This is a genomic window from bacterium (assembly GCA_030654305.1).
Lineage (GTDB): Bacteria > Krumholzibacteriota > Krumholzibacteriia > LZORAL124-64-63 > LZORAL124-64-63 > PNOJ01.
On sequence record JAURXS010000532.1, the window covers coordinates 1 to 9,804 of the forward strand.

Genomic DNA, 9,804 nt, shown 5'->3' on the forward strand with positions numbered 1-9,804 from the left:
CGCAGCAGCCGGGCGCCCCCGCGCCCCAGAAGTGACGTCCGATCCCGCGGAACGCTGTTAATGGTGAAAATGACTCCGATATCCGGTTGACAAGCCGCGTGGCCGGTAACTCATTGTGGGCGCCGCCGCGCGGGGGGCTGATTTGAGACGCCGCCCGACCCAACAGGAGCGTGGCCGCCAGCTGCGGGACGTGGGGACCTACACCACGATCCCATTGATGCTGATCGTGGGGCCGGCCCTGGGCTACTACTTGGGCACGTTGGCTGCGGGCCGCTGGGGCCGCTCGCCGCTCTTCGAAGCCTGCGGCGCGATGCTGGGTCTCGCGGCGTCGGCCCGGCAGATCTGGTTGCTGCTGTCACGGAAATGAACACGCGCGCGAGCGCAGCGGGGATGGCTTGGACACGACGTCGATCCTGGCCCGGACCCGCCGGTGGACCCTGGCGGCAGCCGCCGCCGGCACCGCGGTGATGTTCCTCGCGGCGACGCCGCGGGCCGCGCTGAGCTTCCTGGGCGCCGCCCTCTGGGGCGTCGCGGGGTTCTGGCTGCTCGAACGGCTGGTCCGGCAGGCCCTGGTGGCGCCCGGCGAGCCGCGCGACCGCCGCGCCCTGCTCCTGCTCATGGCGGGGAAGGTTGCCCTGTACGCCGCCGGCATCTGGGTCCTGCTGTCCGGCGTCGCCTCCCTGCAGGCCTGCGCCCTGGGGTTCTCGCTCCTGTTGGTCATGCTGGTCGTGGTCGGGATCGTGCTCCGGCCCGGATTGCAGCTCCCTCGCACCGAGCCGCGGAGTCGCGATGACGAGTAAGCTGAAGCGCCTGACGTTCCTCGCCGCGGCCCTGGCCGTGCTCGCCTTCGCGGCCCTGCCCGCGGTGGCGGCCGACGAGCACGCCGCGGTTGAAGAGCACGCCGCGGCCGGCGAGCACGCCGAAGCGAGCGACCTCTACCACCTGCCGAACTTCATCAGCATCTTCTGGGGCGACCGGCTGGCCGGCGACCGGGCCGGCTACCTGGACCCGCTGTTCTCGGCGATCGCGGCGCTGATCATCATGACCGTGCTGCTGCGGGTGGCCTCGCGGCCCACCGACGAGCCGTCGCGCTTCCACGTGGCGATCGAGATGCTGGTCGACGGCCTGTACGGCCTGGTCGAGGGCGCGATCGGGCCGAGCGCGCGCCGCTACACGCCGTACCTCGGCACGCTGTTCATGTTCATCCTGATCAACAACTTCATGGGCCTGGTGCCGTTCCTGCACGCCTCGACCTCGAGCATCAACACGACCGTCTCGCTGGCGCTCTGCACCTTCCTGTACGTGCAGTTCATCGGCATCAAGGAGAACGGCCCGCTGGGCTACCTGCACCACCTGGCCGGTTCGCCGCGCAGCGGCCTGGAGTGGGGCTTCGTGCCCCTGATGTTCCCGCTGCACGTGCTCGGCGAGTTCATCAAGCCGCTGAGCCTGAGCCTGCGACTGTTCGGCAACATCATGGGCGAGGACAAGCTGCTGGCCGTGTTCGTGGTGCTGGGCGCCGGCATGCTCTCGTTCGCGCACCTGCCCTTCGGGCTGCCGATCCAGGTGCCCATCATGTTCCTGGCGATGCTGACCAGCACCATCCAGGCGCTGGTCTTCACGCTGCTGTCGACGATCTACATCGCCCTGATGCTGCCGCACGGCGAGCACGAGCACGCCGCGGCGGGGCACGGGCACTGAGGTCCGTTAGTCCGACCCGTCAACCACGACCGTGAAAGGTGAGGAGGAGACATGGAGAACAACCTGCTGGGACTGGCTCTGCCCCTGGGCGTCGGCATCGCCGCCGTCGGTTCGGGCCTCGGCCTGGGCCGCGCCATCGGTTCCGCGATGGAGGCCATGGGCCGCCAGCCCGAGGCCATCGGCCAGATCCAGACCGCGATGATCATCGGCTGCGCCTTCATCGAGGCGTTGACGATCTACGCGCTGCTGTCCGTCATCCTGCTGATGGGCAAGCTGGGCTGACAGGCCGCCGACGGGTTCCCGGGACGCCCGCGGTCCGCGGGGCCCGTTGCGGGCCGTTCGACGGCGTCCATTAGACCGCGAAAGGTTCGGACATGCATCTGGACATCAGGGTCATCCTGACGAACATCATCGGCTTCGTGATCGTCGTCTGGGTGCTCGCGAAGTTCGCCTGGAAGCCGATCCTCGACCTGCTCGACGCCCGGCGCGCCAAGATCCGCGACGACTTCGCCAAGGCGGAGACGGCGAAGACCGAGGCGCAGACGCTGCGCGGCGAGTTCGAGTCGAAGATCGGCGACATCAAGGTCATCGAGCGCGAGCGGGTGCAGGAGGCGGTCAAGCGCGGCGAGGAGATCGCCGAGCGGATCAGGGCCGAGGCCCGCGAGAAGGCCGACGCCACGCTCGACAAGGCGCGCCAGGACATCGACGTCGAGGCCCACAAGGCCCAGGTCGTCCTGCGCGACGAGGTGGTGACCCTGGCGGTCGCCTCGACCGAGATGCTCCTGAACACGAAGCTCGACCCGGAGACGCACCGGCGCCTCGTGCGCGAGTACATCGACAGCCTCGGGGAGATGCCGCATGCGTGACCGCGGCGTCGAGACGCGCTACGCCCGCGCCCTGATGCTCGCCGCCCGCGAGGCCGGCGAGCTGGACGGCGTGGCCGAGTCGTTCGTCGGAGTGATCGCGGCGCTCGGGCAGAACCCGGCGCTGGTCGCCTTCCTCGAGGGCCCCCAGGTCGCCCACGACGAGAAGACCGCGCTGGTGCGCAAGCTGTTCACCGGCCGCGTCGAGGCGACGCTGCTGCACTTCCTGCTGCTGCTGATCGACAAGAACCGGGTCCAGCACGTCGCGGACATCCAGCGGGAGTTCGCGGCCATGGTCGAGGAGTCGCAGGGCCTGTCCCGCGCGACCGTCGTCACGGCCGTGCCGCTGCCCGACGACCTCGAGCGCGACCTGACCGCCAGGCTCGAGAAGCTGACCGGCCGCCGGCTGCTGCTGACCAAGACCGTGGACCCCGCCGTGCTCGGGGGCGTCCGCGTGACCATGGGCGACCGCGTCATCGACGGGACCGTCAGGACGAACCTGGACAAGCTGCGCGCGCAACTGTTCCGGACCAACGTTCGCTAGAACGAGGAGAGAGCCTTGAAACTCAGGCCAGAAGAGATCAGCTCCGTCCTCTCGCAGGAGCTGCAGAAGTACGACCGCGACCTCGGGGTCGAGAGCGTCGGCACCATCCTGCAGGTGGGCGACGGCATCGCCCGCATCTACGGCCTGCAGGACGTGATGGCCGGCGAGCTCATCAAGTTCCCCGGCGACATCTTCGGCATGGTCCTGAACCTGGAGGAGAACTCCGTGGGCGCCGCCATCTTCGGCGACGACACCCACATCAAGGAGGGCGACCAGGTCACCCGCACCGGGCGCATCGCCGAGGTGCCGGTGGGCGACGCCGTGATCGGCCGCGTGGTGAACGCCGTCGGCCAGCCGCTGGACGGCAAGGGCCCGATCGCCAGCACGCAGACCCGCAAGATCGAGGTCAAGGCGCCGGGCGTCATCGCGCGCCAGCCGGTCAAGGAACCGCTGATGACCGGCCTGAAGGCCATCGACTCGATGATCCCCATCGGCCGCGGCCAGCGCGAGCTGATCATCGGCGACCGCCAGACCGGCAAGACGGCCATCGCCATCGACACGATCATCAACCAGAAGGACTCGGGCGTTTACTGCTTCTACGTGGCCATCGGCCAGAAGCAGTCGACCGTGGCGCAGGTCTACCGGACCCTGCAGGAACACGGCGCCATGGCCTACACGACCATCATCTCCGCCTCGGCCAGCGAGCCCGCCCCGATGCTCTTCATCGCCCCCTACGCCGGCTGCGCCATGGCCGAGCACTTCATGTGGCAGGGCAAGCACACGCTGGTGATCTACGACGACCTCTCCAAGCAGGCCAACGCCTACCGCCAGCTGTCGCTGCTGCTGCGGCGCCCGCCCGGACGCGAGGCCTTCCCCGGCGACGTCTTCTACCTGCACTCCCGCCTGCTCGAGCGCGCCGTGAAGCTGAGCGACGAGAACGGCGGCGGCTCGCTGACGGCGCTGCCGATCATCGAGACCCAGGCCTCGGACGTGTCGGCCTACATCCCGACCAACGTGATCTCGATCACCGACGGCCAGATCTTCCTGGAGAACGACCTGTTCTACCAGGGCGTGCGCCCCGCCATCAACGTGGGCATCTCGGTGTCCCGCGTGGGCGGCAGCGCCCAGACCAAGGCCATGAAGAAGATCGCCGGCTCGCTGCGCCTCGACCTCGCCCAGTACCGCGAACTGCAGGCCTTCGCGCAGTTCGGCAGCGACCTGGACAAGGCCACGCTGCGCCAGCTCACGCGCGGCGAGCGCATGGTCGAGATCCTCAAGCAGGGCCAGTACGTGCCCCTGCCGGTGGAGAAGCAGGTCGCGATCATCTACGCCGGCACCCGCGGCTACCTCGACGACCTGCCGGTCGCCGTGCTGAAGCAGTGGGAGGCGGACCTGTACGTGTTCCTGGACGAGAAGCACAGCGGCGTGCTGCACGACATCCGCACCTCGGGCAAGCTCGAGCCCGCGACCGAGGACGCCCTGAAGCACGCCATCGAGGAGTTCAAGTCCTCGCGCAAGGAAGCCTAGGAGGTCGTCCGTGGCCGGCGCCGGCATCAAGACGATCAACAAGCGGATCCGCTCGGTCCGCTCGACGCAGCAGATCACCAAGGCCATGAAGATGGTCTCGGCCGCCAAGCTGCGCCGCGCCCAGGACCGCCTGGTCTCGGCGCGCCCGTACTCGCACAAGCTGGCCGAGCTGCTGCAGCGCCTGGCCGAGTCGGGCGATTCCGGGCACCCGTACCTGGAGCGCCGCGCCGTGCACCGCCGCCTGGTGGTCGTGGTGACCTCGGACAAGGGCCTCTGCGGCGCCTACAACATGAACGTGATGCGCGTGGCGCAGCGGGCCGCGGACGCGTCGATTGCCGAGGGGCGTCCCTGCGCGATCTACGCCATCGGGCGCAAGGCGCGCGACTACTTCCGCAAGCGCGGCTACGACGTGGTCGCCGCGCACGACGACTTCGCCGCCAGCGCCAGCGACGACAAGGCCCGGCGCGTCGCCGACGACGTGGTGAGGATGTTCACCGAGGGCGAAGCCGACGAGGTGCTGCTGGCCTACGCGGCCTTCATCAGCACGCTGACCCAGCGCCCGGCGCTGGACACGCTGCTGCCGGTGGCGCCGCCCGCCGGCGGTGTCGACGCGGCGAAGACCGCTGTCGACTACATCTGGGAGCCCGGCCGCGACGCCCTCTTCGCCGCGCTGCTGCCCCAGTACCTGCGCAACCGCGTCTACATCACGCTGTGCGAGGCCTTCGCCAGCGAGCACGGCGCGCGCATGACCAGCATGTCGGCCGCCACCGAGAACGCCGGCGAACTGATCGAGGCCCTCACGCTCAAGCGCAACCGCGAGCGCCAGGCCGCCATCACCCAGGAGATCAGCGAGATCGTGGGCGGGGCCAACGCCCTGTAGCCCGCTTGGTCCAGCAAGGAGATGACAAGGACATGGCCGAGAACTACGGACGCGTCGTGCAGGTGATCGGGCCCACGGTGGACCTCGAGTTCGACTCGGACCACCTGCCCGACATCCTCAACGCCATCAGGATCGCCGACGCGGCGAAGGAGATCGACCTGATCGTCGAGGTGGCCCAGCACACCGGCAACAACCAGGTGCGCTGCATCGCCATGGATTCGACCGACGGACTGGTGCGCGGCATGAAGGCGCTGGACACCGGCGGCCCCATCCGCGTGCCCGTGGGCGAGCAGAGCCTGGGCCGCCTGTTCAACCTGCTGGGCAAGCCCATCGATGGCAAGGGCGACGTGCCCCACCCCGAGAAGACGGCGCCCATCCACCACGCGCCGCCGTCGCTCGAGGACCAGGGCGAGTCCAACGAGGTCTTCGAGACCGGCATCAAGGTCGTCGACCTGCTGGCGCCCTACGTCAAGGGCGGCAAGATCGGCCTGTTCGGCGGCGCCGGCGTGGGCAAGACGGTCATCGTGATGGAGCTGATCCACGCCATCGCCACCGAGCACGGCGGCTACTCCGTGTTCTGCGGCGTGGGCGAGCGCACGCGCGAGGGCAACGACCTCTACCTGGAGATGAACGAGTCCGGCGTCATCAAGAACACGGCGCTGGTCTTCGGACAGATGAACGAGCCGCCCGGAGCCCGCCTGCGCGTGGCCCTGTCCGGCCTGACCATGGCCGAGCACTTCCGCGACGAGATGAAGCAGGACGTGCTGCTGTTCATCGACAACATCTTCCGCTTCACGCAGGCCGGCTCCGAGGTGTCCGCGCTGCTGGGCCGCATGCCCAGCGCCGTGGGCTACCAGCCGACCCTGGCCACCGAGATGGGCGCCCTGCAGGAGCGCATTACCTCGACGCGCAACGGCTCGATCACCTCGGTGCAGGCCATCTACGTGCCCGCCGACGACCTCACCGACCCCGCCCCCGCGACCGCGTTCTCGCACCTCGACGCCACGACGGTGCTCTCGCGCCAGATCGCCGAGCTGGGCATCTACCCGGCCGTGGACCCGCTGGACTCCTCCAGCCGCATCCTCGACCCGCGCTACATCGGCCAGGACCACTACGACGTGGCCCGCTCGGTCCAGGGCGTGCTGCAGCGCTACAAGGACCTGCAGGACATCATCGCGATCCTGGGCATGGACGAGCTGAGCGACGAGGACAAGCTCGCCGTGCAGCGCGCCCGCAAGATCCAGAAGTTCCTCTCTCAGCCCTTCTTCGTGGCCGAGCAGTTCACCGGCATGGCCGGCCGCTACGTGAAGCTCGAGGACACCGTCCGCAGCTTCAAGGCCATCGTCGCCGGCGAGTACGACCACGTGCCCGAGCAGGCCTTCTACATGTGCGGCGGCATCGAGGAAGTGCTCGAGAAGTTCGAGAAGATGCAGGCGGAAGGCTGACCGATGGCCAACTCCTTCAAGGTCACCATCACCACCGCCGAGCAGCAGCTGCTCGAGACGGACGCCGTGTCGCTGACCCTGCCGGGCATCGCGGGCTACCTGGGCATCTGGGCCAACCACGCCCCGCTGGTGACCGCGCTGGTCCCCGGCGTGGTGACCCTGCGCCACGACGACAGCGACGCCGCCGGCTCGGTGAGCCACTTCGCGGTGAGCCGCGGCTTCGTCGAGGTGGCGAACAACCGCGTCTCGGTCATGGTCGACAGCTGCGAGCCCTCCAACCAGATCGACGTCACCAGGGCCGAGGCGGCGCTGGAGCGGGCGAAGAAGCTGCTGCTGGAGCCGGCCAACGCGAAGGTCGACGTGGCGCGGGCGGAGGCGGCGCTGGAGCGGGCGAAGGCGCGGCTGATCGCGGCCAAGAAGGGGAAGTAGCCTAAGGGTCATCAATCCCTCAAGCAACCCCCGCACGAGCGGAGGGCTGCTGCTTATGGCAGCGATCGCCTAGAGCAACGAGGTCGCCTGTATGCTCGTATCCTGATTTATGTTAGATTTCGGCATCTGTACCAATGATGTCTACTATGCTAACATCATGATTATGAATTCGTCCGAAGTGAGCTACGAAATCTACACGACATCGAGACGGGGTCCAGATAAAGCCCGCAACGGCGATTGTGTGTCGAACACTCTGCTGGAAGAAGATCAGGCCCTGGCGCTGGTTGTCTGCGACGGTGTGGGATCACACGCTTACGACTGGCGGGCGTCGGAGACGGCTTGTAGATCGGTGATCGGAGCGCTGCAGAGTGGCAGCGGCAATCTCAATCGCCGGATGGCAGAAGCCGTACAAATCGCCCACGGCGACGTCCAGGAACTCGAAGGCGCTGCGCGGGGCGCCACCACGACCATGGTGCTTGTTGTGTGGAGGATTGGCGATGATCACTGTCGCTTCGTGAGTATCGGCGACTCCCGGCTCTACCGATTAAGCGTGGACGGAGTCGAAAAGCTAACCCAGGATGACACCTGTTCAAAACCCGCAACGATCGCCGGCGAGTTGGTTCTGTGCTCGGGTGCGGTTCGGTTCGCACACGCACTGACACGAGCAGTGGGTTATGGTGTCTTGGGAGATGTGACCGTGTTGACAGCGCCCCTCCTTGAAGGTGACATGCTGATCGCGGTAACCGACGGATGTCACGAACTTCCTGGCATCGACCAGATTTTCCGCCACATATTCGAGAGGAACGATCTCGAATCCGCAGTTTTCGAGAGTCTGATCAAAGCCCACCAGAGTGAGGGACGCGATGATGCAACTACCGCAATGGTACGTCGAATAAATATTGACGAACCGACCCTGCAACGCTGCCGCAGATTAGTCCGCTCCGGAACATCCGCGATTAATCCCCCAGTGCCGAAGCACATTCTTCAGCGCGCAGGGCTGATTTTTTTGCGCGAAGCAGCGGAATCTCGAGACTCGGCCGGTATGCTAGAAGTTCTAGACTATTTAGACGAGCAACATATTTTGATCCAGAAGAAAGAAATCGCGATCCTACTCGACACGATCGAAGAAGACGGCACCCAGGAGACACGACGTGCATTCCGGCGCCTAGCCACCTTGCTTGCCCTTAGTAAATGATACATTTCATAGCACTAGAAATTCAATCCAGGCGGTATCTCAGGGAATTGAGCGGTCATTGGCTCGCGCTATTACCTTCATCACACCATAAACCACGCTCACAGAGCAATACAGGAATCTAATATCTTAAAGAAGGGAATTGTTAATTTCACGACCTATCGTTAGGCATGTCCTTGATTAGATTTCTTAAATATGCTGCAGTAACCTGAGCCGCGGCAATCGGCACAGTCACCTCTGATCCCACAGGATATCTGTTTGCGACAGTTGCAATAAAATTGGACATATCCAATATTTGCTTTCTTGAAACCGAAAACGCCGCATATGATGATTCAACGAAAACTTCTAACGTTTCGGCAAGATCGGTCAGTTGTTTCTTGAGTCCCATCTAAGCTCTCCTTTACGGTATGTCGCGGTATTAGAAATCGCTGCCGCCGCCTTCTCTTAGTTCTTTCGATTCCTCCATGTCGCAAAGCGGGCAACGGGTCCAACTAGAGTCAAGCGAGTGAATTGACTCAGGAACCGATGATGCTGGAGAACACCTGCAATCGGCGGTGAGCACCTGTAATAGGCGCGTACGAGTTGACGACCAAGGATGCCGGCCAGATCCGTCCAGCGCTCTCGGCAGTGACCGGCCACACCGGTGGTGGCAGCCGGTTGGCTCGCCGAGGCCATTTCCATGAAGAGATCGGCAGACAGGATGCGACGTATCCGGAATCCGGCTAGGCACTGCCAGCGGCTGCCTGTCCTGATCGAGTGGGTCTGGAGTCCGGGCATTCAGAACCCCCAGGATGCAATGATGTCGATTTCCATAGTGGAGTATATACCCACGCGGAGTTTGCCATGGAACTCCTATTCCAGAAAGTGATATCCTCCTCGTGTAGCCGCCAAACGATGCCAGACATGCTATCCTGATTTACTTGTTCCCTGTCACGACAGAACAGATTTTTCCTGCGAGGCCACCAGCCTAGCGGCTCAGCCGAAGTCATAGAGCGACTCGGCTAGGATTACAATCGATCGATACTCATGAGCGATCATGTGAGGGAGAAATGATATCCATGCCCCCCCGCCAGCTCCCCACCCCCCTGGAGATCGTCGCCTTCCTCGACCGCTACGTCCACGGCCAGGACCTGGCGAAGCGCGACCTCGCCGTCGCGGTGTACAGCCACTACCTGGGTCTCGGCTACCGCGACCGCCGCGTCAGGGAGGGCTTCGCGCGCGCGATC

12 protein-coding genes and 1 pseudogene are annotated in these 9,804 nt (G+C 65.4%); 12 read left to right on the forward strand and 1 reads right to left on the reverse strand.

Annotated features, from left to right (window positions below):
* Nucleotides 1-217: 217 nt before the first annotated feature.
* From Q7W29_14850 to Q7W29_14900, 11 genes are all read left to right on the forward strand, one after another.
* On the forward strand, nucleotides 218-367 hold the full coding sequence (locus Q7W29_14850) for a hypothetical protein (GenBank protein ID MDO9173100.1): 150 nt from the start codon (nucleotides 218-220) through the stop codon (nucleotides 365-367).
* Between the two features lie 28 nt (nucleotides 368-395).
* Nucleotides 396-800 carry a hypothetical protein gene (locus tag Q7W29_14855; GenBank protein MDO9173101.1) on the forward strand — a complete coding sequence of 135 codons (405 nt, stop codon included), beginning with the start codon at nucleotides 396-398 and terminating at the stop codon, nucleotides 798-800.
* Entirely contained in the window at nucleotides 790-1,698 is a 909-nt protein-coding gene (atpB, locus tag Q7W29_14860; GenBank protein ID MDO9173102.1) for a F0F1 ATP synthase subunit A, read from the forward strand. The genes Q7W29_14855 and atpB overlap by 11 nt, the downstream gene beginning before the upstream one ends.
* Nucleotides 1,699-1,749: 51 nt before the next feature.
* Complete coding sequence (gene atpE, locus Q7W29_14865; GenBank protein MDO9173103.1) at nucleotides 1,750-1,980, forward strand: ATP synthase F0 subunit C; 231 nt, start codon at nucleotides 1,750-1,752, stop codon at nucleotides 1,978-1,980.
* Nucleotides 1,981-2,072: 92 nt separating this feature from the next.
* Nucleotides 2,073-2,564, forward strand: coding sequence for a F0F1 ATP synthase subunit B (gene atpF / locus Q7W29_14870; GenBank protein MDO9173104.1), 492 nt, complete (start codon nucleotides 2,073-2,075; stop codon nucleotides 2,562-2,564).
* Nucleotides 2,557-3,105 carry an ATP synthase F1 subunit delta gene (atpH, locus tag Q7W29_14875; protein MDO9173105.1) on the forward strand — a complete coding sequence of 183 codons (549 nt, stop codon included), beginning with the start codon at nucleotides 2,557-2,559 and terminating at the stop codon, nucleotides 3,103-3,105. Before atpF ends, atpH begins: the two co-directional genes overlap by 8 nt.
* A gap of 15 nt (nucleotides 3,106-3,120) precedes the next feature.
* Entirely contained in the window at nucleotides 3,121-4,632 is a 1,512-nt protein-coding gene (gene atpA / locus Q7W29_14880) for a F0F1 ATP synthase subunit alpha (protein MDO9173106.1), read from the forward strand.
* A gap of 10 nt (nucleotides 4,633-4,642) precedes the next feature.
* Entirely contained in the window at nucleotides 4,643-5,512 is an 870-nt protein-coding gene (atpG, locus tag Q7W29_14885) for an ATP synthase F1 subunit gamma (GenBank protein ID MDO9173107.1), read from the forward strand.
* Between the two features lie 32 nt (nucleotides 5,513-5,544).
* A complete protein-coding gene (gene atpD / locus Q7W29_14890) occupies nucleotides 5,545-6,957 on the forward strand; it encodes a F0F1 ATP synthase subunit beta (GenBank protein ID MDO9173108.1) in 1,413 nt (470 codons plus the stop codon).
* 3 nt (nucleotides 6,958-6,960) lie between these two features.
* Nucleotides 6,961-7,386, forward strand: coding sequence for an ATP synthase F1 subunit epsilon (atpC, locus tag Q7W29_14895; protein ID MDO9173109.1), 426 nt, complete (start codon nucleotides 6,961-6,963; stop codon nucleotides 7,384-7,386).
* A 109-nt stretch (nucleotides 7,387-7,495) separates the two neighbouring features.
* Nucleotides 7,496-8,581, forward strand: a complete 1,086-nt coding sequence (locus Q7W29_14900; protein MDO9173110.1) for a protein phosphatase 2C domain-containing protein — start codon at nucleotides 7,496-7,498, stop codon at nucleotides 8,579-8,581.
* Nucleotides 8,582-8,729: 148 nt separating this feature from the next.
* Here the strand turns inward: Q7W29_14900 and Q7W29_14905 are convergent, their stop codons facing one another.
* Entirely contained in the window at nucleotides 8,730-8,966 is a 237-nt protein-coding gene (locus tag Q7W29_14905; GenBank protein ID MDO9173111.1) for a hypothetical protein, read from the reverse strand.
* A gap of 685 nt (nucleotides 8,967-9,651) precedes the next feature.
* On the opposite strand from Q7W29_14905, the pseudogene Q7W29_14910 reads away from it, so the two are divergent.
* A pseudogene (locus tag Q7W29_14910) lies at nucleotides 9,652-9,804 on the forward strand (ATP-dependent Clp protease ATP-binding subunit ClpX).

Coding starts and splice junctions, on each gene's coding strand:
- atpF (MDO9173104.1), top strand. CDS start 2,073: ATGCATCTGGACATCAGGGTCATCCTGACGAACATCATCGGCTTCGTG.
- atpD (MDO9173108.1), top strand. CDS start 5,545: ATGGCCGAGAACTACGGACGCGTCGTGCAGGTGATCGGGCCCACGGTG.
- Q7W29_14850 (MDO9173100.1), top strand. CDS start 218: ATGCTGATCGTGGGGCCGGCCCTGGGCTACTACTTGGGCACGTTGGCT.
- atpC (MDO9173109.1), top strand. CDS start 6,961: ATGGCCAACTCCTTCAAGGTCACCATCACCACCGCCGAGCAGCAGCTG.
- atpB (MDO9173102.1), top strand. CDS start 790: ATGACGAGTAAGCTGAAGCGCCTGACGTTCCTCGCCGCGGCCCTGGCC.
- Q7W29_14900 (MDO9173110.1), top strand. CDS start 7,496: ATGTTAGATTTCGGCATCTGTACCAATGATGTCTACTATGCTAACATC.
- atpH (MDO9173105.1), top strand. CDS start 2,557: ATGCGTGACCGCGGCGTCGAGACGCGCTACGCCCGCGCCCTGATGCTC.
- Q7W29_14905 (MDO9173111.1), bottom strand. CDS start 8,966: ATGGGACTCAAGAAACAACTGACCGATCTTGCCGAAACGTTAGAAGTT.
- atpE (MDO9173103.1), top strand. CDS start 1,750: ATGGAGAACAACCTGCTGGGACTGGCTCTGCCCCTGGGCGTCGGCATC.